The sequence below is a fragment of the Pantoea sp. SGAir0418 genome (assembly GCF_043529865.1).
This window is the reverse complement of sequence record NZ_CP027911.1, coordinates 1,010,670-1,034,921: the sequence shown is the minus strand read 5'-3', so window position 1 is coordinate 1,034,921 and position 24,252 is coordinate 1,010,670. Positions and strand designations below refer to the sequence as shown.

Below are 24,252 nucleotides of genomic sequence, written 5' to 3'. Positions count from 1 at the left end.
TTACGCTTTCCTCCTTCAGAGTCAAACACTTTTTTCAGCGTTTTTCTCCGGCGGGGTGAATCGCTTCACACCCTGCTGAGCCGCCTGCGTTGCCGCTTTGCCGTCTCAGTGGTGGCGCATTATAGGGACTTCGTTTCGCCTGACAAGCGCTAATTTGCAGTTTTTGCGCGACCGCTCACTTTCCAGGCAACACGTTGCAAAAACCAGCTAATTCTTGCGAAACAGCATAAAAAAACGGGCCCTGAGGCCCGTTTTTGTCACGTTGCGTTATTGATGTGCGACGATGGCATCGTCCTGCACATCCATTTCGATGGTTTTTCCCGGAACCAGCGCGCCAGACAAAATCTTCTGCGCCAGCGGGTTTTCAATCTGCTGCTGAATAGCCCGTTTCAATGGCCGCGCGCCGTAAACCGGATCGTAACCATTTTCGCCCAGCAGTTTCAGCGCCGCGTCGGAAATGTGCAGCTGATAACCGCGCTCTTCCAGACGCTGATACAGCCGCTGCAGCTGAATCTGCGCAATCGAGGCAATATGTTTTTCACCCAGCGGATGGAATACCACCACCTCATCAATACGGTTGATAAACTCTGGACGGAAATGGTGTCCGACGACCGTCATCACCACATCTTTCATTTCCGCGTAATCAAGCGCGCCGAAACGTTCCTGAATCAGATCCGAACCGAGGTTAGATGTCATAATCACCACGGTATTGCGGAAGTCCACGGTGCGCCCCTGACCATCGGTCAGACGCCCATCATCCAGCACCTGCAGCAGAATGTTGAACACATCCGGATGCGCTTTTTCCACCTCATCCAGCAAAATCACCGAGTAAGGGCGACGACGCACCGCCTCTGTCAGGTAACCGCCCTCTTCATAACCAACGTAGCCTGGAGGTGCCCCGACCAGACGCGACACCGAATGTTTCTCCATGAATTCCGACATGTCGATACGCACCATCGCGTCATCGCTATCGAACAGGAAATTAGCCAGCGCCTTGCACAACTCGGTTTTACCGACACCGGTCGGTCCAAGGAACAGGAACGATCCGATCGGCCGGTTCGGGTCAGACAAACCGGCGCGGCTACGGCGAATGGCGTTCGATACTGCTTCAACCGCTTCGTCCTGGCCGATAACCCGGGCATGCAGCTCCTGCTCCATCCGCAACAGTTTATCGCGCTCGCCTTCCATCATGCGGGCCACCGGAATACCGGTCCAGCGCGCCAGCACATCGGCGATCTCGACATCCGTTACGCGGTTGCGTAACAGCTTCATGGTTTTACCTTCCGCCTGCGTGGCGCTTGCCAGCTGTTTTTCCAGCTCCGGAATCTTGCCGTACTGCAGTTCCGACATCTGGCCAAGGTCACCCACACGCCGTGCCTGCTCCATAGCCAGACGCGCCTGCTCCAGCTCGGCTTTGATGTTTTGCGTGCCGGTCAGCGAGGCTTTTTCCGCCTTCCACTCTTCTTCGAGCTCAGCATATTCGCGCTCTTTCTGATCCAGCTCGCTTTCCAGCATCTCCAGACGCTTAACGCTGGCGTCATCCGATTCTTTCTTCAGCGCCTGCTGCTCCAGTTTGAGCTGGATGATACGCCGTTCGAGACGATCGAGCGGTTCCGGCTTGGAGTCAATCTGCAAACGAATACTCGATGCCGCCTCATCAATCAGGTCGATGGCTTTATCCGGCAACTGGCGATCGGCAATATAGCGGTGCGACAACGTTGCCGCAGCGACAATCGCCGGATCGGTAATTTGCACATGGTGATGCAGCTCATAACGCTCTTTCAGGCCACGCAGAATGGCGATGGTGTCTTCCACGCTCGGTTCGGCGACGAACACTTTCTGGAAACGGCGCTCCAGCGCGGCATCTTTCTCAATGTACTGGCGATATTCATCCAGCGTGGTGGCACCCACGCAGTGCAGTTCACCGCGCGCCAGCGCCGGCTTCAGCATGTTGCCGGCATCCATCGCGCCGTCGGCTTTACCGGCGCCGACCATGGTATGCAGCTCATCGATAAACAGAATGACGTTGCCTTCCTGCTTCGCAAGGTCATTCAGTACGCCTTTCAGGCGCTCTTCAAACTCGCCGCGATATTTCGCACCGGCCACCAGCGCGCCCATATCCAGCGCCAGAACGCGCCGGCCTTTCAGCCCTTCCGGCACTTCGCCGTTAATGATGCGCTGCGCCAGCCCTTCAACGATGGCGGTTTTACCGACGCCCGGCTCACCGATGAGCACCGGGTTGTTTTTGGTACGACGCTGCAATACCTGAATGGTGCGGCGAATCTCTTCGTCACGCCCGATAACCGGATCTAACTTGCCGAGCTCAGCGCGCTCCGTCAGATCGATGGTGTATTTTTTCAAAGCCTGGCGCTGATCTTCAGCCCCCTGATCGTTCACGTTTTCCCCTCCCCGCAGTTGCTCGATGGCCTTAGCGAGTTTGTCCGCCGTGGCACCGGCAGACTTCAGTAAGTCCGCCAGCGAGCCGCGCGATTCGAGGGCCGCCAGAACAAATAATTCAGATGAAATAAAGTTGTCGCCGCGCTTTTGCGCCAGCTTGTCGCACAGATTCAGTACCCGGACCAAATCCGCTGATGGCTGAACGTCGCCGTCGGTCCCTTCGACCTGTGGCAAACGATTGATGGCTTGTTCGATGCTGGTACGCAGGCTAGCGACATCCGTCCCCGCCGCACTGAGCAGCGGACGTACCGATCCGCCCTCCTGGTTGAGCAGCGCGCTCATCAGGTGCAGGGGTTCGATGAATTGATTATCGTGTCCCAGAGCAAGGGACTGTGCATCGGCCAGGGCCAACTGGAATTTGTTGGTAAGACGATCCAGACGCATGATTCCTCCCATTACAGGTCAAAATGCTACTGGAGATTAAATGAGGTCATCCCTCAAATTTTCAAGGTTAATGACCTGAGTTGTGAGCAAAAAATACGCTTACTGGATCGTCTTGCGGCGTAAGGTTATCTCAGCCAAATCAAAGTTGCCATACGCCCGGTGATTCCGTCGCGTCGGAAGGAGAAAAAATCGGCGCTTTCCTGATAGGTACAGCGCTTCTCAGCCGTGACAGATTGCACGCCAGCGGCCTGCAGACGCTGGGTTGCCAGCAGCCAGATATCGGCAAAATATTTCTCACCGGCCGGGCGAAAAGCCGCATCGGCAGCGGCATCCTGCGCCAGGAACGCACTGCGCACCTCGGCCCCCACTTCAAATGCCTGTGGACCAATCGCCGGACCGAGCCAGACATGAATCTCGCTCGCCGGGCAGTGAAACTGTGCCAGCGTTTGCTCCAGCACCCCATGACACAACCCGCGCCAGCCGGCATGTGCCGCGGCAACTTCGCTGCCATCATGGCTGCAAAACAGCACCGGCAGGCAGTCGGCGGTCATCACTGCACAGACCACGCCGCTTTCCCGCGTTATCGCCGCATCGGCACGCGGCACGGCCGCAGCCGCCGGCAGACGCGCCACCGTCTGGCCGTGTACCTGCTCCAGCCACTGCGGCATTGCCGGTAGCGCCAGCTGCCCGACCACGCGCTGACGATTGTGCATCACGCAATCCGCCTCGTCCCCGACGTGCGCGCCGAGGTTGAGGGAATCCCATGGCGCCGCGCTAACGCCGCCGTGCCGCGTGGTCGAATAAGCCTGCACGCGCGCCGGCGCTGGCCACTGCGGCACGATCCAGTCACTCATAGCCAGTCCAGCTGATCGCGGAACTCGTCGGTATCGGCTTTCAGTGCCTCAATCAGATCAACCATGTCCTGCGGCAATGGCGCGTGCCACTCCATCTCAATCCCGGTGATCGGATGATAAAGACGCAGCATAGTGGCGTGCAGCGCCTGGCGGTCAAAACCGCGCAGCGTACTGATAAAAGCCTCCGAAGCGCCCTTTGGCGGACGCGGACGACCACCGTACAGCGGATCGCCCACCAGCGGATGATTAATGTGCGCCATGTGCACGCGAATCTGGTGAGTACGGCCGGTTTCCAGGCGCAGGCGTAAACGCGTATGGGCGCGGAAATGCTCCATGATGCGATAGTGGGTTGTCGCCGGTTTACCCATCGGATGCACCGCCATGTGGGTACGCTTGGTAGAGTGACGCGCCATCGGCTCGTTCACCGTACCGCCAGCGGTCATGGTGCCAATCGCCACCGCTTCATATTCGCGGGTGATTTCACGCAGCTGCAGCGTTTCAACCAGATGCGTCTGCGCCGGTACCGTTTTGGCTACCACCATTAGTCCGGTGGTGTCTTTATCCAGACGGTGCACGATGCCGGCGCGCGGCACGTCGGCAATCGCCGGATAGTGATAAAGCAGCGCATTCAGTACCGTGCCGTCCGGATTACCGGCGCCAGGGTGGACCACTAAGTCGCGCGGTTTGTTGATCACCAGGATGTGGTCATCTTCATAAACGATATCCAGCGGAATATTTTGCGCTTCCCAGCGCTGCTCCTCTTCGATCTCGGCATCAATCGCCACCCGCTCACCGCCGAGTACTTTCTCTTTCGGTTTATCGATGATGGTGCCGTTGACGCTGACCCGACGCTCAAGGATCCACTCTTTTATGCGGGAACGTGAATAATCAGGGAACAATTCCGCCAAAGTCTGATCTAAGCGTTGTCCAAGCTGTGCTTCGGACACCGTTGCGGTGAGTTGAACTTGTTGTGCCATATACAGCTTCTTCGTTAACGTTGGGTTTTCACGGCGATGCCGTTTAATATAATGTGCTATCGTACTGGTCATTACCGGGAGCTATACGGACAGCTTCCGCCATAACACTTTGAGGATAATCATTTCGTCATGACGCGTATGAAACATCTGGTGGCTGCTGCCACACTGAGCCTGAGCCTGGCACTGGTGGGCTGTTCCGGCTCATCGGACCCGGTCCCGGACAGCCCGCCGTCTGAAATTTACGCCACAGCGCAGCAAAAGCTGCAGGACGGTAACTTTAAAGCGGCGATTAAGCAACTGGAAGCGCTGGATAACCGTTATCCGTTTGGTCCTTACTCGCAGCAAGTGCAGCTGGATTTGATCTACGCGTACTACAAAAATGCCGATCTGCCACTGGCGCAAGCCGCCATTTCCCGCTTTATGCGCCTGAACCCGACGCACCCTAACATTGATTACGTGATCTATATGAAGGGCCTGACGGACATGGCACTGGATGATTCCGCGCTGCAGGGCTTCTTCGGGATCGATCGTTCCGACCGCGATCCTACCCATGCGCGTGATGCATTCCGTGACTTCTCTCAGCTACTGCGCGGCTATCCGAACAGCCAGTACGCGGCAGATGCGCAGAAACGTCTGACGTTCCTGAAAGATCGCCTGGCGAAGTATGAGCTCTCCGTGGCGCAATTCTATACCAAGCGCGGTGCCTATGTCGCCGTTGTTAATCGGGTTGAAGGTATGATGCGCGATTATCCGGACACCCAGGCCACGCGTGACGCGCTGCCGTTGATGGAAAATGCCTATCGCCAGCTGCAGCTGACGACGGAAGCCGACAAAGTCGCGAAAATCATTGCGGCGAATAGCGCGTCCTGATTTTCGTGCCATTAAAAAAGCAGCCGCTGTGGCTGCTTTTTTTTGGTCAGAAAACCGTCTGCAACGGGTTTTTCCGCTACGGTTAACTCATCAATCTTGCCCCTGTCCCCGCTGTGCATCAAGCTTTTTTCGCCCTTTTCCCGGCCTTTCTCACAATTCGCTGGCATTGACAAAAAGTGACATTCCAATGTGATCCAGATCACACATTTTCCTGATTTGCGCGGTATGCTGGTCCTACCCAGACGGAAATGACAGAGAGGTTTAACTATGATTCTGAACATTACCAGCAAACAAATGGAAATCACTGCGGCAATCCGCAACCATGTCGAAGACCGTCTCGCCAAGCTGGAAAAATGGCAAACCCACCTGATAAATCCGCACATTGTGTTATCGAAAGAGCCGAAAGAATTTGTGGCCGATGCCACCATTAACACGCCAAACGGCACGCTGGTCGCCAGCGCGAAACACGATGATATGTATACGGCCATCAATGACTTGATCGCCAAGCTGGAGCGCCAGCTAAATAAAGCACAGCACAAGCCTGAAGCACGGCGCGCCACCAGCAGTGTTAAAGATTTCACCCCTGCCGGGTAATTTATCGCTATTCAGCAACGCGCCTGCGGGCGCGTTTTTTATTGACAGCTTTTAAGCTGTGCGGTTACTCTCAGTTCACTTTATTGCCGGAATTGATCATGAAACTGCTGCCGTTCTTCTTCGCATTCTTTTTTACCTTCCCCTGATTGGGAGGCGATTCGTCGTGTGAAAATGAATGCGAAGACGAACAACAAAGCCTCCCAACCGGGAGGCTTTTTTATTGGACATTTTACAGGTGAGCCCTATGAATCCCGAGAATCCGCTGCTGGCGTTACGCGATAAGATCAGCGCTGTCGATGCCAGGCTGTTAACGCTGCTGGCTGAACGGCGCGCGCTGGCCGTTGAGGTAGCGCAGGCCAAGCTGGCCACCCATCGCCCGATTCGTGACGTCGAGCGCGAACGCGCCCTGCTGGAAAATCTCATCGCGCTGGGTAAAAAACATCAGCTGGATGCGCACTACATCACGCGCCTGTTCCAGTTAGTGATTGAGGATTCGGTGCTGACCCAGCAGGCGCTTCTGCAGAAAAACCTGAATCATCCACATGCGCACGCGCCGCGCATCGCCTTCCTCGGCCCAAAAGGCTCCTACTCGCACCTTGCCGCCCGTAAATACGCCACGCGCCACTTCGATTCGATGGTGGAAATGGGGTGTCTGAAATTCCACGACATCATTCAGCAGGTTGAAAGCGGTCAGGCGGATTACGCGGTGATGCCGATTGAGAACACCAGCTCCGGCTCGATCAATGACGTGTACGATCTGCTGCAGCAAACGTCGCTGTCGATCGTCGGCGAGCTGACCATTCCTATCGAACACTGCGTGCTGGTTAGCGGTAATACCGATTTGCAGCAGATTGAAACGGTGTATAGCCATCCGCAGCCGTTCCAGCAGTGCAGCCAGTTCATCAACCGCTTCCCGCAGTGGAAAATCGAATACACCGAAAGCACGGCGGCGGCGATGGAAAAAGTAGCCGCGATGAACTCGCCGCACGTGGCCGCGCTGGGCAGCGAAGCCGGCGGTGAGCTGTATGGTCTGCAGGTGCTGGAGCGCAATCTGGCGAATCAGCAGCAGAATCATACCCGCTTCATTGTGCTCGCGCGTAAACCGATTGAAGTCTCCAGCCAGGTACCGGCCAAAACCACGCTGATTATGGCGACGGGCCAGCAGGCCGGCGCACTGGTTGAAGCACTGCTGGTGTTGCGTAATCACAATCTGATCATGAGCAAGCTGGAAAACCGGCCAATCAACGGTAACCCGTGGGAAGAGATGTTTTACATTGATGTGCAGGGCAATCTGCAGTCGGAGAATATGCAGCAGGCGCTGGAAGAACTGCGCGCGCTCACGCGTTCACTGAAGGTGTTAGGCTGTTATCCCGGTGAGAACGTGGTACCGGTAGAACCGCGTCTGTAAAACAAAAAGGCATCCTCGCGGATGCCTTAATCATTACTGGCGACTGTCGTTGGCGGAGCGCAGCATGCTGCGGCTCTCGACAAGGAAGCGTTTCGCGTAGTCACCAAACCAGTGTTCCACACGCTCAAAGCTGTTGATGAACGCCTGTTTATCGCCCTGCTCCAGCAGCGTGATGGCTTCACCAAAACGCTGATAGTAGCGTTTAATCAGCGCCAGATTACTTTCCGACGACATGATGATGTCGGCGTACAGCTGCGGGTCCTGCGCAAACAGCCGTCCTACCATCGCCAGTTCGAGGCGATAGATAGGCGAGGACAGCGCCAGCAGTTGATCCAGATTGACGTTCTCTTCCGCCAGATGCAAACCGTAAGCAAACGTGGCGAAGTGGCGCAGCGCCTGAATGAACGCCATGTTTTGATCGTGCTCAACCGCACTGATGCGGTGTAAGCGCGCGCCCCACACCTGAATCTGCTCCAGGAACCACTGATAGGCTTCCGGCTGACGGCCATCGCACCATACCACCACCTGCTTCGCCAGGCTGCCGCTGTCCGGACCGAACATCGGATGCAGTCCCAGTACCGGGCCGCTGTGCGCCGCCAGCATCGCCTGCAGCGGACGGTTCTTCACCGACGCCAGATCCACCAGAATGCAGTCATCAGGCAGCGCTGGCAGATCGGCAATGATCTGTTCGGTCAGATGGATCGGCACGCTGATGATCACCATGCCCGCATCGTGCAGCAGTTCATCCGCGCGCGGCCAGTCATCTTTATCAAGAATACGCACCTGATAGCCGGAGAGCGTCAGCATCTTCTCGAACAGACGTCCCATCTGACCGCCGCCGCCGACAATCACCACCGGACGCAGTTCAGGACACAGCGTTTTGAAGCCTTTGTCATTTTCATGCGCATAGGATTCACGCATCAGACGACGCAGTACATCTTCGATCAGGTCCGGCGACACGCCGAGCGCTTCCGCTTCCTGACGACGCGACGCCAGCATACTGGCCTCGCGCTCAGGCACATAAATCGGTAAACCGTAGCGGCTTTTGACTTCGCCGACTTCGGCCACCAGCGCCAGTCGTTTTGCCAGCAGCCCCAGCAGGGCTTTATCTACTTCATCAATTTGATCGCGCAGCGCGGTCAGTTCAGCCACCATGACTCATTACACCTCGTGTGACAGACGCGCCGACAGCACTCCCTGCAGATCCCGATGGATTTCACGCAGCAAAGTTTCAGTGGTTTCCCAGTTGATGCAGGCATCAGTGACGGAAACCCCGTACTTCATCTCGCTACGCGGTTGCTCAGAAGACTGGTTGCCTTCGTGAATATTACTTTCCAGCATCAGGCCAATGATGGAGCGGTTTCCATCTTTAATCTGCGCGATAGCCGATTCGGCTACGCCAGGCTGACGGCGATAGTCTTTGTTAGAATTGCCATGGCTGCAATCTATCATTAAGGCCGGACGCAGTCCCGCTTTCAGCATCTCTTTTTCGCACTGCGCGACATCTTCCGGGCCGTAGTTTGGCGCTTTACCGCCGCGCAGAATCACGTGACCATCCGGGTTGCCCTGGGTTTGCAGCAGGCATACCTGACCGGCCTGGTTAATACCGACAAAGCGGTGCGGCATCGCAGCGGCGCGCATGGCGTTGATTGCAGTGCCGAGGCTGCCATCGGTACCGTTTTTAAAGCCCACCGGCATCGACAGGCCAGACGCCATTTCACGGTGCGTCTGCGATTCTGTGGTACGCGCCCCAATCGCCGACCAGCTAAACAGATCGCCGAGGTATTGCGGGCTATTGGGGTCGAGCGCTTCGGTGGCCAGCGGCAGGCCCATCTCCACCAGATTGACCAGCAGCTGACGCGCAATGTGCAGGCCGGCTTCCATATCAAACGAGTTGTTCATGTAAGGATCGTTGATTAACCCTTTCCAGCCGACGGTGGTACGGGGTTTTTCAAAATAGACGCGCATAACGATATACAGCTGATCCTTCAACTGTGCAGAGAGTGTTTGTAACTGACGAGCGTAATCCAGTGCGGCTTCGGTATCGTGGATCGAGCAGGGACCGCACACCACCAGCAGACGCGGATCGCGACCCGCGATGATATCCGCGATAGTCTGGCGGGAAGCGGCAATTTGCGCTTCCTGCGCCGCAGTCAGCGGGAACTTCGCTTTCAGTTCCTGTGGCGTGATTAAAATCTGTTCGTCGGCGATATGCACATTGTTCAGCGCGTCTTTTTGCATGATGGCGATCCTTTTTCACTCGTTATGCGGTTTTACGATCCTCACTGAGGATGACGCTTACTTTACCACAGCATGTAAATCATGCAATCCATGCATGTACACTTTTATTACCACCCTCTTTTAAACTACAAAATAAAAGTTAATTAAAATATATAAATCATTAAGTTAACAACATTAAAGCCTGTAAGTTCCATCAAACAAAAGTGTAAAGTTATAATTACATCCATCTGACCAGGCCAGATGTTTTTTCCTTACGATATCGCTAACATGCTGTTATCCATTTGATTAATTCAGGATCGCTTTATGTCCATCCCTGAAGTCGCGCTGCGTCCTTTTATTCTGCAGGATGCCGAAGCATTTACGCATGCCGTTAATCAGTCTCTGAACAGCCTGCTGCCGTGGATGGTATGGGCACACACAGATTACAGCGTCGATGAAGCCGTGAGCTGGATCAACTTCACCCATCTGCAGCGTCAAAAGGGTGAAGCTGAAGAGTTCGCGATTGTCGATGGCAACGATCGATTGCTGGGCGGTGCTGGCTTACGTTATGCGCGCCAGCCCGGTGAGTTCAGTGCGCTGGGTTACTGGGTTCGCAGCGAGGCGCAGCAACAGGGCGTTGCCCGCCGGGCGGTGGCACAGCTGGTGAATCTGGCGTTCGCCCAGCCACATATTGCTGTGCTGGAAATTCTTGCTGCAGAAGAGAATCACGCCAGCCGCGCCGTGGCCCTGCGCAGCGGCTTCTCGTTTGTGGATTACCGATACGGGTTGATTGTGCTGGAGAGCGGGCCGGTCAACACGGCGATCTATCACCTCAGACGCCCATAAAAAAAGGGGCTGGCCTTATGGCCAACCCCTTGTTTGCTATTAACTTTAGGATGTCGCTTACGCGCCAAGACGCTCTTTGATACGAGCTGACTTACCGGTACGCTCACGCAGGTAGTACAGTTTGGCTTTACGCACAGCACCACGACGTTTGACAGTGATGCTGTCAATTACCGGAGAGTGAGTCTGGAAGACACGCTCAACGCCTTCGCCGTTAGAAATCTTGCGAACAGTGAATGCAGAGTGCAGACCGCGGTTACGAATAGCGATAACCACGCCCTCGAATGCCTGCAGACGTTTCTTAGAACCTTCAACGACCCATACTTTCACTTCCACGGAATCACCCGGACGGAAGGAAGGTACGTCCTGTTTCATCTGCTCTTGTTCAAGTTGCTTGATAATGTTGCTCATAATTAAATCTCTTATCCTGGGTAAACTGATAGTCAGGGAAGATTACTCTTCCACCTCATCGTTTTGTTGCTGCTGATGTTCCCGCTGGAACTCACTTAGCAACCTTGCTTGCTCTTCAGTCAGAGCCAGGTTTTCCAGAAGTTCAGGTCTTCTTAGCCAGGTACGGCCCAGCGACTGTTTCAGGCGCCAGCGGCGAATATCGGCATGGTTGCCCGACAGCAGAACTGGCGGAACCTCCATCCCTTCTAACACTTCAGGTCGGGTATAGTGCGGGCAATCCAGCAAACCTTCCGAGAACGAATCCTCATCGGCTGACGCCTGTTTCCCCAGCACGCCAGGAATAAACCGGGCGACCGAGTCAATTAACGTCATCGCTGGCAGCTCACCGCCACTGAGCACGTAATCACCGATTGACCATTCTTCATCAATCTCAGTGTGAATCACACGCTCATCTATCCCTTCATAACGACCGCAAACCAGAATTAACTTCTGGCTGGTCGCCAGTTCGCAAACGCCTTGCTGGTCAAGTTTGCGACCCTGAGGTGAAAGATAAATCACCTTAGCGCCTTCTCCCGCCGCCGCTTTCGCTGCGTGGATAGCATCCCGTAAGGGTTGCACCATCATCAACATACCCGGTCCGCCGCCGTAAGGACGATCGTCCACGGTACGGTGCCGGTCGTGCGTGAAGTCACGTGGACTCCAGCTCTCTATGTTGAGCAGGCCATTCTTTACTGCCCGGCCAGTTACCCCGTACTCGGTAATAGCGCGAAACATCTCAGGAAACAGGCTAATAACACCAATCCACATCGCGTTCGCCGTTACGTTACCGGATTGTCCGGAGATCAAAAACCAGGATCCCAGTCTACTTCAATGGTGCCAGTAGCGAGATCGACTTTCTTGATAACCTGTTCATCAAGAAACGGTATTAACCGCTCCTGTACACCGAATGCATCTTTCAGGTTTGCCTTTACGACGAGAACGTCGTTCGAGCCGGTCTCCATCAAATCAATGACTTTGCCCATCTCGTAGCCGTCGAGGTTTACCACTTTGCAACCCATCAGGTCTTTCCAGTAGTAATCGCCCTCTTCCAGCGCCGGCAGCTGCGTGGAGTCAACCGTAATTTCGCAATTGGTCAACTGTGCTGCAGCGTCCCGATCGTCAATGCCTTTGACTTTGATGATCAGGTCCTGATTGTGGTGCTTCCAACCCTCAAGCTCGACCTGCTGCCATTGACCGGCGCACTGGATAAACCAGGGTTGATAGTCGAAGATGCTTTCAGCGTCTTCAGTGGAGGAAAACACTTTGAGCCAACCCCGAATTCCGTAAGCGGCACCCATTTTGCCCAGAATGATTGGGTTAACGGGAGGCTGTGCGGCAGGTTTACTGCTCATGCTCACCACCGTGACAGATTAAGCTGCTTTTTTTGCTTCTTTGATCAGCGCGTTAACGCGATCAGAAAGCGTTGCGCCCTGGCCAACCCAGTGCTCAATACGGTCCAGATCCAGACGCAGACCTTCAGCCTGACCAGAAGCGATCGGGTTGAAGAAACCTACGCGCTCGATGAAACGACCGTTGCGAGCATTGCGGCTGTCAGTGACGACGACCTGATAGAACGGACGCTTTTTAGCGCCGTGACGTGCCAAACGAATGGTTACCATAACATCCTCTTTAGTTAATAAAACAACCGGGCCCCATCGAGGAACGGGGCCCGGGTGCAATATAAAAAGCCCGAAAATTTTACTCATTTTGGCGCAAAAAGCAACCTGAGTGTCTCACTTTTCTGGTTCGGGCTGTGTCGCCTTAGCGGCCGGGGAATCCTGGCGGCATCATGCCTTTCATGCCACGCATCATTTTGGCCATGCCACCCTTCTTCATTTTCTTCATCATGCGCTGCATATCATCAAACTGCTTCAGCAGCCGGTTGACGTCCTGCACCTGCATACCGGAACCGGTAGCGATACGGCGCTTGCGCGAACCTTTGATGATCTCTGGCTTCTCACGCTCTTTGCGCGTCATCGAATTGATGATGGCTTCCATGCGCACCAGCACTTTGTCATCCATCTGCGATTTAACGTTATCCGGCAGCTGGCCCATGCCCGGCAGTTTGCCCATCAGGCTGGCCATGCCGCCCATGTTGCGCATCTGCTTAAGCTGCTCCAGGAAGTCGTTGAGATCAAAGCCGTCGCCGGTTTTCAGCTTCTTCGCCAGCTTTTCCGCCTGCTCGCGGTCAACTTTGCTCTCGATATCTTCAATCAGCGACAGCACGTCGCCCATGCCGAGAATGCGCGATGCAATACGGTCCGGATAGAACGCTTCCAGCGCATCGGTCTTCTCGCCCATCCCCATGAATTTGATTGGCTTGCCAGTGATGTGACGAATCGACAGCGCCGCACCGCCGCGCGCATCGCCGTCGACCTTGGTCAGGATCACACCGGTGAGCGGCAGCGCTTCGTTGAACGCTTTCGCGGTATTGGCGGCATCCTGACCGGTCATGGCATCGACAACAAACAGCGTTTCAACCGGATTGATCGCGGCGTGCACCTGTTTGATCTCATCCATCATCGCTTCGTCAACGTGCAGACGGCCGGCGGTATCCACCAGCAGCACATCGTAGAACTGCAGTCGGGCTTCTTTCAGCGCGTTGTTAACGATATCCACCGGCTTCTGGCTGAGGTCGGACGGACAGAAATCCACACCGACCTGCTGCGCCAGGGTTTCCAGCTGTTTGATCGCCGCCGGGCGGTAGACGTCCGCAGACACCACCAGCACCTTTTTCTTGTGCTTTTCGCGCAGGAATTTACCAAGCTTACCGACGCTGGTGGTTTTACCGGCACCCTGCAGGCCCGCCATCAGCACCACGGCCGGCGGCTGAGCATTAAGGTTCAGCGCGTTATTTTCGGCCCCCATCGCCGCAACCAGTTCGTTGCGCACGATTTTGATAAACTCCTGACCCGGCGTCAGGCTTTTGTTTACATCCTGCCCCACCGCGGCTTCTTTCACGCGGTTAATGAAATCGCGCACTACCGGCAGCGCAACGTCGGCCTCCAGCAGCGCCATACGCACTTCGCGCAGCGTATCTTTGATGTTGTCTTCGGTCAGCCTTCCGCGGCCACTGATATTGCGCAGGGTTTGCGACAAACGATCGGTTAAATTATCAAACATGCTCTCTCACTTAATAGCGTAGCGAGGCCGCCAGGGCGACACAATGCGGCGGATTATAACACGAAGCCAGGCCGATCTCTGCAATTGACCGTGAGATCGTTTGGAGCCTGCTGCCGCTGGCGCTATACTGCTTTTTTCCTTATCTGACCGACACCTGAAAGGATCTATGTTCGTTTTCGCGATCGTGGCGCTGTTCGCCTACTCTCTCAGTCTTGCATTGATCATTCCGAGCCTGCTGAAACGCAACAGCGGCTGGCGGCGTTTTGCCGTGTTATCCGCCTGCGTGGCGCTGATTGCCCATGCGGTAGCGCTGCAGCAACGCATATTTGCCGTCGATAATGGACAAAACCTTAGCCTGCTGAATATTGGTTCGCTGGTCAGTTTGCTCATCTGCGCCATCATGACTATCGTCGCGTCGCGCAATCGCGGCTGGCTGCTGCTGCCGATTGTTTACAGTTTTGCGCTGATCAATCTGGCCTTCGCCACCTTTGTGCCAAACGCCTTTATCACCCATCTTGAGACCACGCCTGGCATGATGGTGCACATCGGTCTGTCGCTGTTTGCCTATGCCACGCTGATCATCGCGGCGCTGTATGCGCTGCAGCTGGCGTGGATCGACTATCAGTTAAAGAACAAAAAGCTGACGTTCACCCAGGATATGCCGCCGCTGCTCAGCATTGAGCGTAAGATGTTCCACATCACGCAGATAGGCGTGGTATTGCTGACGCTGGTGCTGTGCACCGGCCTGTTCTTTATGAATAACCTGTTCAGCCCGGAAAACATTGATAAAGCGGTGCTGTCGATTATCGCCTGGTTTGTCTACATCGTGCTGCTGTGGGGCCACTATCATGAAGGCTGGCGCGGTCGCCGTGTGGTGTGGTTCAACTGCGGCGGTGCGCTGCTGCTGACCATGGCCTATTTCGGCAGCCGCGTTCTGCAGCACCTGCTCACCTCTCACTAAAGGAATTTTTGCGTTGGAACATGTTTCAACCACCACGCTCATTATCACGCTGATCATTATGGTGCTGGTCTCGGCCTACTTCTCGGGTTCAGAGACCGGCATGATGACGCTCAACCGCTACAAACTGCGCCACAAAGCCAAAAGCGGCAACCGCAGCGCGCGTCGCGTTGAGAAACTGCTGCGTCGCCCCGACCGTCTGATTAGCCTGGTGCTGATCGGCAACAACCTCGTGAATATCCTCGCCTCGGCGCTCGGCACCATTGTCGGTATGCGCCTGTACGGCGATGCCGGCGTGGCCATCGCCACTGGCGTGCTGACCTTCGTGGTGCTGGTGTTTGCCGAAGTGCTGCCTAAAACCGTCGCTGCGCTCTATCCGGAAAAAGTTGCGTATCCCAGCAGTTTTCTGCTGGCGCCGCTGCAGTACGTGATGCTGCCGCTGGTGTGGCTGCTCAATACCATTACCCGCATTCTGATGCGCATGGTGGGCATCAAGACCGAAGGGTCGATTAACTCCGCTCTCAGCAAAGAAGAGCTGCGCACCATCGTGTATGAATCCCGCTCGCTGATGTCGCGCCGCAACCAGGACATGCTGCTATCGGTGCTGGACCTTGAGAAGGTCAACGTTGACGACATCATGGTGCCGCGCAATGAGATCGTCGGCATCAATATCAACGATGAGTGGAAGTCGATCGAGCGTCAGCTAAGCAACTCACCGCATGGCCGTATTGTGCTGTTCCGCGACTCACTGGACGATAGCGTTGGCATGCTGCGCGTGCGCGAAGCGTGGCGTATGATGGCCGAGAAAAAAGAGTTCAATAAAGAGCGACTGCTGCGCGCTGCCGATGAAATCTACTACGTGCCGGAAGGTACGCCTCTTAACGTGCAGCTGGTAAAATTCCAGCGCAATAAGAAGAAAGTGGGGCTGGTGATCGATGAGTACGGCGACATCAAAGGACTGGTTACCATCGAAGATATTCTGGAAGAGATCGTCGGCGACTTTACCACCTCCATGTCACCGTCACTGGCCGAAGAAGTGATGCCGCAAAACGACGGTTCGGTACTGATTGAAGGCAGCGCCAACGTGCGGGAAATCAATAAGGCCTTCAACTGGACGCTGCCGGAAGAGGAAGCGCGCACCATCAACGGTATGCTGCTGGAAGCGCTGGAAGAGATCCCGCAGATGGACACGCAAGTACAGGTTGGCCATTACAACATTGATATTCTTGATGTGCAGGACAACATGGTGAAGCAGGTGCGCATCACGCCGCATCAGCCGCTGAAAGCGTCCATCGGTTCCTGAGACGATAAAAACAAAACGCCGCGATAATCGCGGCGTTTTTTATGGCTGAAGCGGCAACTAGAGTTGCAGCTCTTTCAGCTTTTCAGCCGGCAGCTTCAGATCTTCGTTACGGTTGACGCCAATGTCGTGCGCCAGCACGTTGCGCGCAATCTGCTGCGCTTCGTCCAGCGAGTGCAGCTTGTAGCTGCCGCACTGGTATTCGTTCAGTTCCGGAATCTGGTTCTGATCTTTTACCTTCAGCACATCTTCCATCGCGCCTTTCCACGCTTTTGCCACGCGCTGCTCGTCTGGCGTACCAATCAGGCTCATATAGAAGCCGGTGCGGCAGCCCATCGGTGAGATATCGACGATTTCCACGCCGTCACCGTTGAGGTGGTTACGCATGAAGCCCGCGAACAGGTGCTCCAGCGTGTGGATGCCGCGTTCGGTCAGGATGTCGATGTTCGGACGGCAGAAACGCAGATCGAAAACGGTGATGGTATCGCCATGCGGAGTGTTCATGGTCTTCGCCACGCGTACCGCTGGCGCGCCCATGATGGTGTGATCAACAGTAAAACTATCCAGTAGTGGCATACGTCACCTCCTGTTTTGAGATTTTTTTTAAAACGATGAAACTTTTCTGTTCGCCCAACGTCTGAATATATGAAAGACGCGCATTTGTTATCATCATCCCTGACAACAGAGATGTTAATTTAGGCCACAGTGATGTGGCCATTTTCTTTTCTAGCCTTCGCGACCTGCCAGATAGCTGGCAAAATCCAGTGTATCACTCTGCTCCAGCTGCTGCTGTTTCAGCACCGACTCCTGCGCCTGACGGCTAAAATCGGCTTCGGTGAGAATTTCCAGCGGCTCTTCGCACAGCAGATGACGATACTGCTCGGCCAGCGCCACGCCAGCTCCGGTCAGCCCCTGCTCTTTAATGGCTTGCAGAATGCGCGCCGAATAGGTTAGCTCAGGATCGTCAAACGACGCTACCAGTTGATCGCAAACCTGTTGATATTGCGTGCTGCCGTCGTTGCTATCCAGCACTTCAGCCACCCGGCGCAGATCGGCAAACAGCGCTTTACCGACATCAACCAGCAGATGTTCCGTATCACTGCAGCCCACGCCGATCACCTGACCCGGCTTGCGCCCTTCCAGCACCACGCGGTTCCAGTTTTTCCGGCTGCACAGCAGCTCATCTGCGCTCATCTCCGGCGCATCGGCCAGCGTACACCAAATCAGGAACAGGTCGAGGAAGCGCGCCTGATCGGCATCCACACCGATGGCAGAGAACGGGTTGATGTCCAGCGAACGCACTTCAATGTACTCAATGCCGCCGCGCAGCAGCGCATCGGACGGCGCCTCACCCGAGCGGGTCACGCGTTTCGGACGAATCGGTGCGTACAGTTCGTTCTCGATTTGCAGCACGTTGGTATTGAGCTGCAGCCAGTTGCCTTCCGCGTCTTTGGTGCCCATCGCCGCATATTCGGCAGACGGCGTTTTGATCGCCGCTTTCAGCGCAGCGACATACCCTTCCAGCGAGTTGAAGGTAATGCCCAGCCCGCTTTGTGATTTATTGGTGTAGCCCAAATCACTCAGGCGCAGCGACGTGGCATACGGCAGCCACAATGTTCCTTCGCCGTTGGTTTCGAACGGCAGCTTACTTTCCCGTCCCTGCAGGAAGGAAGAGCAGATGGCTGGCGAAGCGCCAAACAGATAAGGAATCACCCAGCCGTAGCGATAGTAGTTGCGAATCAGGCGCAGATAGCCCGCCGAGATGGTCTCTTTGCCGCTCTCCGCGTCTTTGACATCCGCCCACTCCTGCCAGAACGACAGCGGCAGCGAGAAGTTATAGTGCACGCCAGAAATAATCTGCATCAGCGCGCTGTAGCGGTTTTTCAGCCCCTGACGATACAGGGTTTTCATTTTGCCGATATTGGAGCTGCCGTACTGCGCCAGCTCAATGTTGTCCACATCTTCAACATAGCCCGGCATACTGAACGGCCACATGCGCTCGTCGCCCAGCTCGCGTGCCACGTGACGGTGGATGTCGCGCAGAAACGCCAGGGAGCGATCGATGTTCTGATCCACCGGGGTGATGAACTCCAGCAGCGTTTCAGCAAAATCGGTGGTAATCCAGTCGTGCTTCAGCGCTGAACCCAGCGATTCAGGGTGGCCAGTGGTAGCCAGATGACCATTCGGCTGGACGCGAAGTGTTTCACGTTCAATGCCACGGCCGATACCCTTTAACGCGTCGGGATGCGCTTCCAGCCAGGAGAGCGCTTTTGATACGTCCGGGATCACATTAACCTCCCGCTGTGTGAATAATTTATTTTTGTTCAGCATAATGTTAACCGTAGCCTCGAATCTGTGCGAATCAATGCCACCATTGCATACCTTGTAAAGTGGCGGTCGCGATAACGATATAACGCAGCGTTTTACCCAGGGCGAGAAACAGCACGCAGGGCAGCCAGGAGAAGCGCAACCACCCTGCGAGCACGCAGAGTAAATCGCCCACCACTGGCAGCCAGCTAAACAGCAGCGCTGCGGGTCCCCATCGTTGTAGCCACGTCATTGCTGTGTCGTGCCATCGCCCCAGCCCTGTTGCTGGCATCAGGCGACCAAGAAGAATGTTGGTCAGGCCGCCCAGCGTGTTTCCCACTGATGCAGCCAGTAACAATCCATAGACCGACCCTTTCTGGGCGATCAATAACGCAATCAGCACCGCTTCTGAGCTGCCCGGAAGCAGCGTTGCACTCAGAAAGCTACTGCCGAATAACGATCCATACGTCAGAAATTCATTCACAGTAAACGAACATCAACCACATCCATGCCCGCCACTTTAGCTGCCTGCACGCCAAAGTCAGCATCCTCGAATACCACGCAGCGCGCAGGCGCAACGCCCATCAGCTCTGCACAGCGTAAGAAGGTATCAGGCTGCGGCTTATGACGCTGGACATCGTCCGCGCCGACTACCGCATCAAACAGATGATAAACGTTGAGCGCTTCCAGCAGCGCTTTGGCTAAGCTGTGTTCGCTGCCGGTGCCAACCGCCATCGGACGGCGACCGTGATAGGCTTTGACCACCTGCATCAGCGGCAGCGGACGCACGTCTTCCAGCAGCATCGCTTTCAATGCCGCCGTTTTCTCTGCCGCCAGCTGATGCGGATCGTGCTGCGCCTGATTCTGTTCCAGAATATAGCGGGCCAGTTGCCAGGTGGGTGCCCCGTTGAATGCCACCATCTTTTCTTCGTCCATGGTGAAACCATAGCGGCTCAGCACCTGCTGCCAGGCTTTTCGATGTGTCGGCTCGGTATCAAGAATGGTGCCGTCCATATCGAAAATCAGGGCGTCATAGTGGTCGTACATTGTGACTCCATTAACACCACAAAATGAGCCATTACTTTAGCGTAATGCGCTCAGGTTGTCGCCAGGCAGGCTTAACCGCAAATGCTTTGAAAGCATTAGCAATTTTCCTTTTCAGAATAAGGTCAGACCGCGCGACCGGGGATAAATGGCGGTAAATGCAGTGATTTTTTGATGGAGACGGCGCGTGAGAAAATCTTTCGGAATGCGGATGTTGAAACGGGTCAGGAATGAAGCGGAACAGCGCACAAGGGCAGTTTGCTTTTTATTTGATGGTGCATCCAGGAGGATGATTCGGCTGGCGCCTCACCCTGCGGGCCGTTGCTGAAGCAACGTTATCCTCCTTGGCACGTCCTGAACGATTATCGCATCATGACACACTGAGGCACTTTCCATCTCGGAGAAGATGGTGCATCCAGGAGGATTCGAACCTCCGACCGCTCGGTTCGTAGCCGAGTACTCTATCCAGCTGAGCTATGGATGCATTGAGAGATTTTCTTACGATGGACTAACTGAAATCAATCTGGGAATGATACAAGAATGGTGCATCCAGGAGGATTCGAACCTCCGACCGCTCGGTTCGTAGCCGAGTACTCTATCCAGCTGAGCTATGGATGCATTGAGAGATTTTCTTACGATGGACTAACTGAAATCAACCTGGGAATGATACAAAGAATGGTGCATCCAGGAGGATTCGAACCTCCGACCGCTCGGTTCGTAGCCGAGTACTCTATCCAGCTGAGCTATGGATGCATTAAATGATTCTTGTACAACGCAGGGTGCTAACAACTCACCATGAAAGGAACTACTCGTTCACTCTTACTACTCTGAAGTAAATACCATATCCGAAGATGGTGCATCCAGGAGGATTCGAACCTCCGACCGCTCGGTTCGTAGCCGAGTACTCTATCCAGCTGAGCTATGGATGCATCGGAAAATGGCGGTGAGGCGGGGATTCGAACCCCGGATGCAGCTTTTGACCGCATACTCCCTTAGCAGGGGAGCGCCTTCAGCCTCTCGGCCACCTCACCTTACGCGTTCTTGCGAACCGTGCTTTTGAACTTTGTTTCCGCTCATCGGCACTGCGTGGCGCACATATTACTTTCCCGGACTTATAAGTCAAACAATTTTTCCCGACTTTTTACCGATTCAGGTTTGATTGCGCAAATGACGTGCAATCCGCATGTTTTGCCGACAAAAAGAGTGATTTATCAACAGTAAAAGCGTGCGGCAGCCGACATAATTCGCGTAAAAATCAGGAGAGCGTGAACGGGTAAAAACAACGACGGGAGGAAGAGAAGCGGTAGCGCCTCGCCACATAGCGAGGCACTGAATACGTTATTGAGGTGTAATCTGTGTTTTTTCAGCCTGGATGCGCTGATAGATCTCTTCACGGTGAACCGACACTTCTTTTGGCGCGTTTACGCCTATGCGGACCTGGTTACCCTTAACACCCAGCACCGTTACAGTTACCTCATCACCAATCATGAGGGTTTCACCAACTCGACGAGTTAGAATAAGCATTCTTTGCTCCTTGAAAGATTAAAAGAGTCGGGCCTGTTCGGTCTCCCGGCCATATCCATCATATAACGCTGAACAATGCCTATGACAAATACACCATTGTGTTCTGCCATGCCAATACATTCTGCTGATAGTTAGTTTAGCCGAAATACACTACATCAACCGGACTTTGTCATTACCTGGTGCACACCGCGTTAAAAAGCGCCGAAACAGATGTTCCTGGCGCTCTTCACGATGCTTAATTTTATTTCGTTACAGCCGGTTACTCACCCACTCCGGCACGCCAGCCAGCGCGCCAGAAAGTGCCTGGGCGTCGGTTCCGCCAGCCTGCGCCAGGTCCGGACGCCCGCCGCCTTTACCGCCGACCTGCGCAGCCAGTTCGCCAATCAGCTCACCGGCCTTCACCCGATCGGTCAGATCTTTGGTGACGCCAGCAATCAGCGACACCTTACCTTCTGCAACGGTTGCCAGTACGATGACAGCAGAACCAAGCTGATTTTTCAGATCGTCCACCATCGTGCGCAGCATTTTTGGCTCGACATTGCTGAGTTCGCTTACCAGCAGTTTCGCGCCCTTCACCTCAACCGCTTTGCTACTCAGTGAAGCGCTTTCCTGCGCCGCTTGCTGATCGCGTAGCTGTTGCAGCTCTTTCTCCAGCGCACGCACATTTTCTACCAGTCCGCGCACTTTCTCGTTCAGATTACTGTGGTTGGCTTTCACCACCTGAGCAATATCGGTTAGCTGATCGCTCTGCGCGTGCAGTTGTGCAATCGCGGCTTCACCGGTCACCGCTTCGATACGGCGAATACCCGCCGCCGTGCCGGCTTCGCCCTGAATGCGGAACAGGCCGATGTCACCGGTGCGAGCCGCGTGTGTACCGCCGCACAGCTCAATGGAGTATTCGCCCATGCTGACTACGCGCACACGCTGATCGTACTTCTCACCGAACAGCGCGGTGGCGCCCAGCGCTTTCGCCTCTTCCAGGTCCATCACGTTAGTAGTGATAGGCAGGTTGCGGCGAATCTGGGCGTTAACGATATCCTCAACCGCACGAATCTGCTGCGGCTTCATGGCTTCGCCGTGTGAGAAGTCAAAACGCAGGTACTTGTCGTTGTTGAGCGAGCCTTTCTGGCCAACGTGATCGCCCAGCACTTCGCGCAACGCTTCGTGCATCAGATGCGTCGCGGAGTGGTTAAGGATGATGCGCGAACGACGCACTTCATCCACCTGCGCCTGCAGGCGATCGCCCACCCGCAGCTGACCCTGACGTAGCTTACCGATATGACCAAAGGCTTTGCCATATTTTTGCGTATCCTGCACGCTAAATTCAGCATTTTGCCCGGTCAGAACGCCGGTATCGCCCACCTGGCCGCCAGACTCACCGTAGAACGGGGTCTGATCCAGAATCACCACCGCATCCTGCCCGGCAGTAACCTGCTCAACCTGCTGGCCGTCCACAAACAGCGCCTGCACCGTCGCCTCGAGCGAGAGGTGGTCGTAACCTTTGAATTGAGTCGGCGTATCAAAGCGGATAACCGTGTTGTAATCGGTACCGAAGCCGCTGGCTTCACGCGCACGCTGACGCTGCTGCTCCATCGCCGCTTCAAAGCCCGCTTCGTCAATCTTCAGATTGCGCTCACGGCATACGTCAGCAGTCAGGTCCGCCGGGAAGCCGAAGGTGTCATACAGACGGAACACCGTTTCGCCGTCGAGGGTGTCGCCTTTCAGCTTCGCCAGCTCGTCGTCCAGCAGTGCCAGGCCACGCTCCAGCGTTTTAGCAAACTGCTCTTCTTCATTTTTCAGGGCGTTCTCAACGTGCTTCTGCTGACGTTTGAGATCCTCACCTGCTGCGCCCATCACCTCGATCAGCGGAGCCACCAGTTTGTAGAAGAACGCTTCTTTCGCGCCCAGCATGTTGCCATGACGCACTGCGCGGCGAATGATGCGACGCAGCACATAGCCACGGTTTTCATTCGACGGGATGACACCATCGGCAATCAGGAAGGCACACGAACGGATGTGGTCGGCGATTACGCGCAGTGATTTGTTGTTCAGATCGGTCGCACCGGTTACCTGCGCCACCGCTTTAATCAGCTTCGCGAACAGATCGATTTCATAGTTGGAGTTCACATGCTGCAGTACCGCGGCGATACGCTCAAGGCCCATACCGGTATCCACCGACGGTTTCGGCAGTGGCTGCATGGTGCCGTCGGCCTGACGGTTGAACTGCATGAACACGATGTTCCAGATTTCGATATAGCGATCGCCATCCTCTTCCGGACTGCCCGGAGGACCGCCCCAGATATGGTCACCGTGATCGTAGAAGATTTCGGTGCACGGACCGCAAGGGCCGGTGTCACCCATCTGCCAGAAGTTGTCAGAGGCGTAAGCACCGCCTTTATTATCGCCAATGCGGATAATACGTTCGCGCGGTACGCCGATGTCATTGGCCCAGATTTCAAAGGCTTCGTCATCGGTTTCGTATACGGTTACCCACAGACGCTCTTTCGGCAGCTTAAACCACTGCTCGCCCGTCAGCAGTTCCCAGGCGTAGGCAATGGCTTCTTTCTTGAAGTAGTCGCCAAAGCTGAAGTTGCCCAGCATTTCAAAGAAGGTGTGGTGACGCGCGGTGTAGCCGACGTTTTCCAGGTCATTGTGCTTACCGCCGGCACGCACGCAGCGCTGCGACGTGGTGGCACGCGAATAATCGCGCTTGTCCTGACCAAGGAAAACGTCTTTAAATTGCACCATGCCGGCGTTAGTAAACAGCAACGTCGGATCGTTGTTTGGTACGAGGGAGCTGCTGGCTACAACCTGATGTCCCTTGCTATGAAAAAAGTCGAGAAACGCTTGACGGATCTCAGCAGTGCTCTTGCTCATAAAATTCCTGGAATCACGCTAACGAACGTTCCCTTTCGCTGGCAAACCGCATGCGCCCGGCC

24 protein-coding genes, 5 tRNA genes and 1 other annotated feature are annotated in these 24,252 nt (G+C 55.1%); of the genes, 7 read left to right on the top strand and 22 right to left on the bottom strand.

The window, feature by feature from the left end; translation table 11 throughout:
• Positions 1-267: 267 nt before the first annotated feature.
• From clpB to rluD, 3 genes are all read right to left on the bottom strand, one after another.
• The gene (gene clpB / locus C1N84_RS04605; RefSeq protein ID WP_394541765.1) at positions 268-2,841 is read right to left on the bottom strand and encodes an ATP-dependent chaperone ClpB; all 2,574 of its coding nucleotides are present in this window, start codon (positions 2,839-2,841) and stop codon (positions 268-270) included.
• Between the two features lie 125 nt (positions 2,842-2,966).
• Positions 2,967-3,695: a purine nucleoside phosphorylase YfiH gene (gene yfiH, locus C1N84_RS04600; RefSeq protein WP_264442110.1), complete on the bottom strand. Its 729-nt coding sequence runs from the start codon at positions 3,693-3,695 to the stop codon at positions 2,967-2,969.
• Positions 3,692-4,672 (bottom strand): 23S rRNA pseudouridine(1911/1915/1917) synthase RluD, encoded by a 981-nt coding sequence (gene rluD, locus C1N84_RS04595; protein ID WP_021507316.1) that lies wholly within the window; start codon positions 4,670-4,672, stop codon positions 3,692-3,694. The genes yfiH and rluD overlap by 4 nt, the downstream gene beginning before the upstream one ends.
• 129 nt (positions 4,673-4,801) lie before the next feature.
• On the opposite strand from rluD, the gene bamD reads away from it, so the two are divergent.
• On the top strand, positions 4,802-5,542 hold the full coding sequence (gene bamD, locus C1N84_RS04590; protein WP_058759616.1) for an outer membrane protein assembly factor BamD: 741 nt from the start codon (positions 4,802-4,804) through the stop codon (positions 5,540-5,542).
• An 11-nt stretch (positions 5,543-5,553) separates the two neighbouring features.
• Here the strand turns inward: bamD and C1N84_RS04585 are convergent, their stop codons facing one another.
• The gene (locus C1N84_RS04585) at positions 5,554-5,745 is read right to left on the bottom strand and encodes a hypothetical protein (protein WP_021507318.1); all 192 of its coding nucleotides are present in this window, start codon (positions 5,743-5,745) and stop codon (positions 5,554-5,556) included.
• 64 nt (positions 5,746-5,809) lie between these two features.
• Between C1N84_RS04585 and raiA the strand changes: the two genes are divergently transcribed.
• The 3 genes from raiA (at position 5,810) to pheA (ending at position 7,544) form a co-directional block, all read left to right on the top strand.
• Positions 5,810-6,136, top strand: coding sequence for a ribosome-associated translation inhibitor RaiA (raiA, locus tag C1N84_RS04580; protein ID WP_021507319.1), 327 nt, complete (start codon positions 5,810-5,812; stop codon positions 6,134-6,136).
• Positions 6,137-6,233: 97 nt separating this feature from the next.
• Positions 6,234-6,358: a sequence feature (Phe leader region), on the top strand.
• Complete coding sequence (gene pheL / locus C1N84_RS04575) at positions 6,235-6,282, top strand: pheA operon leader peptide PheL (RefSeq protein WP_121497579.1); 48 nt, start codon at positions 6,235-6,237, stop codon at positions 6,280-6,282. It overlaps the preceding feature by 48 nt.
• A gap of 22 nt (positions 6,359-6,380) precedes the next feature.
• Positions 6,381-7,544 carry a bifunctional chorismate mutase/prephenate dehydratase gene (gene pheA / locus C1N84_RS04570; protein WP_021507320.1) on the top strand — a complete coding sequence of 388 codons (1,164 nt, stop codon included), beginning with the start codon at positions 6,381-6,383 and terminating at the stop codon, positions 7,542-7,544.
• A 33-nt stretch (positions 7,545-7,577) separates the two neighbouring features.
• On the opposite strand, the gene tyrA is transcribed toward pheA, so the two are convergent.
• Together tyrA and C1N84_RS04560 are read right to left on the bottom strand one after the other, a co-directional pair.
• Positions 7,578-8,699: a bifunctional chorismate mutase/prephenate dehydrogenase gene (gene tyrA / locus C1N84_RS04565; RefSeq protein WP_021507321.1), complete on the bottom strand. Its 1,122-nt coding sequence runs from the start codon at positions 8,697-8,699 to the stop codon at positions 7,578-7,580.
• A 6-nt stretch (positions 8,700-8,705) separates the two neighbouring features.
• Positions 8,706-9,785 (bottom strand): 3-deoxy-7-phosphoheptulonate synthase, encoded by a 1,080-nt coding sequence (locus tag C1N84_RS04560; protein ID WP_021507322.1) that lies wholly within the window; start codon positions 9,783-9,785, stop codon positions 8,706-8,708.
• Between the two features lie 303 nt (positions 9,786-10,088).
• Between C1N84_RS04560 and C1N84_RS04555 the strand changes: the two genes are divergently transcribed.
• Positions 10,089-10,610: a GNAT family N-acetyltransferase gene (locus C1N84_RS04555; protein ID WP_264442104.1), complete on the top strand. Its 522-nt coding sequence runs from the start codon at positions 10,089-10,091 to the stop codon at positions 10,608-10,610.
• A gap of 57 nt (positions 10,611-10,667) precedes the next feature.
• Here C1N84_RS04555 and rplS read toward each other — a convergent pair whose 3' ends face one another.
• The 5 genes from rplS to ffh form a co-directional block, all read right to left on the bottom strand.
• The gene (gene rplS, locus C1N84_RS04550; protein ID WP_021507324.1) at positions 10,668-11,018 is read right to left on the bottom strand and encodes a 50S ribosomal protein L19; all 351 of its coding nucleotides are present in this window, start codon (positions 11,016-11,018) and stop codon (positions 10,668-10,670) included.
• A 42-nt stretch (positions 11,019-11,060) separates the two neighbouring features.
• Complete coding sequence (gene trmD / locus C1N84_RS04545) at positions 11,061-11,825, bottom strand: tRNA (guanosine(37)-N1)-methyltransferase TrmD (protein WP_021507325.1); 765 nt, start codon at positions 11,823-11,825, stop codon at positions 11,061-11,063.
• 35 nt (positions 11,826-11,860) lie between these two features.
• Positions 11,861-12,409 carry a ribosome maturation factor RimM gene (gene rimM / locus C1N84_RS04540; protein WP_264442100.1) on the bottom strand — a complete coding sequence of 183 codons (549 nt, stop codon included), beginning with the start codon at positions 12,407-12,409 and terminating at the stop codon, positions 11,861-11,863.
• Between the two features lie 18 nt (positions 12,410-12,427).
• Positions 12,428-12,676, bottom strand: a complete 249-nt coding sequence (gene rpsP / locus C1N84_RS04535; protein WP_007893313.1) for a 30S ribosomal protein S16 — start codon at positions 12,674-12,676, stop codon at positions 12,428-12,430.
• A gap of 142 nt (positions 12,677-12,818) precedes the next feature.
• On the bottom strand, positions 12,819-14,180 hold the full coding sequence (gene ffh, locus C1N84_RS04530; RefSeq protein ID WP_021507327.1) for a signal recognition particle protein: 1,362 nt from the start codon (positions 14,178-14,180) through the stop codon (positions 12,819-12,821).
• 166 nt (positions 14,181-14,346) lie between these two features.
• Between ffh and C1N84_RS04525 the strand changes: the two genes are divergently transcribed.
• Positions 14,347-15,141, top strand: coding sequence for a cytochrome C assembly family protein (locus C1N84_RS04525; protein ID WP_010617128.1), 795 nt, complete (start codon positions 14,347-14,349; stop codon positions 15,139-15,141).
• A gap of 13 nt (positions 15,142-15,154) precedes the next feature.
• Positions 15,155-16,441: an HlyC/CorC family transporter gene (locus C1N84_RS04520; RefSeq protein WP_058776006.1), complete on the top strand. Its 1,287-nt coding sequence runs from the start codon at positions 15,155-15,157 to the stop codon at positions 16,439-16,441.
• 57 nt (positions 16,442-16,498) lie between these two features.
• On the opposite strand, the gene luxS is transcribed toward C1N84_RS04520, so the two are convergent.
• From luxS to alaS, 11 genes are all read right to left on the bottom strand, one after another.
• The gene (luxS, locus tag C1N84_RS04515) at positions 16,499-17,014 is read right to left on the bottom strand and encodes an S-ribosylhomocysteine lyase (RefSeq protein ID WP_010617126.1); all 516 of its coding nucleotides are present in this window, start codon (positions 17,012-17,014) and stop codon (positions 16,499-16,501) included.
• Positions 17,015-17,164: 150 nt separating this feature from the next.
• Entirely contained in the window at positions 17,165-18,769 is a 1,605-nt protein-coding gene (gene gshA, locus C1N84_RS04510) for a glutamate--cysteine ligase (protein WP_021507329.1), read from the bottom strand.
• A 31-nt stretch (positions 18,770-18,800) separates the two neighbouring features.
• The gene (locus tag C1N84_RS04505) at positions 18,801-19,229 is read right to left on the bottom strand and encodes a YqaA family protein (RefSeq protein ID WP_264442093.1); all 429 of its coding nucleotides are present in this window, start codon (positions 19,227-19,229) and stop codon (positions 18,801-18,803) included.
• A complete protein-coding gene (gene yqaB, locus C1N84_RS04500; protein ID WP_264442090.1) occupies positions 19,226-19,792 on the bottom strand; it encodes a fructose-1-phosphate/6-phosphogluconate phosphatase in 567 nt (188 codons plus the stop codon). Before yqaB ends, C1N84_RS04505 begins: the two co-directional genes overlap by 4 nt.
• 404 nt (positions 19,793-20,196) lie before the next feature.
• Positions 20,197-20,273 (bottom strand) — tRNA-Arg (locus C1N84_RS04495).
• A 57-nt stretch (positions 20,274-20,330) separates the two neighbouring features.
• Positions 20,331-20,407, bottom strand: a tRNA-Arg gene (locus C1N84_RS04490).
• 58 nt (positions 20,408-20,465) lie between these two features.
• A tRNA-Arg gene (locus tag C1N84_RS04485) sits at positions 20,466-20,542 on the bottom strand.
• Between the two features lie 99 nt (positions 20,543-20,641).
• A tRNA-Arg gene (locus tag C1N84_RS04480) sits at positions 20,642-20,718 on the bottom strand.
• A 9-nt stretch (positions 20,719-20,727) separates the two neighbouring features.
• Positions 20,728-20,820, bottom strand: a tRNA-Ser gene (locus C1N84_RS04475).
• Between the two features lie 307 nt (positions 20,821-21,127).
• Positions 21,128-21,313, bottom strand: coding sequence for a carbon storage regulator CsrA (gene csrA, locus C1N84_RS04470; protein WP_058759760.1), 186 nt, complete (start codon positions 21,311-21,313; stop codon positions 21,128-21,130).
• A gap of 249 nt (positions 21,314-21,562) precedes the next feature.
• Positions 21,563-24,190: an alanine--tRNA ligase gene (gene alaS, locus C1N84_RS04465; RefSeq protein ID WP_264442088.1), complete on the bottom strand. Its 2,628-nt coding sequence runs from the start codon at positions 24,188-24,190 to the stop codon at positions 21,563-21,565.
• Between the last annotated feature and the right edge of the window lie 62 nt (positions 24,191-24,252).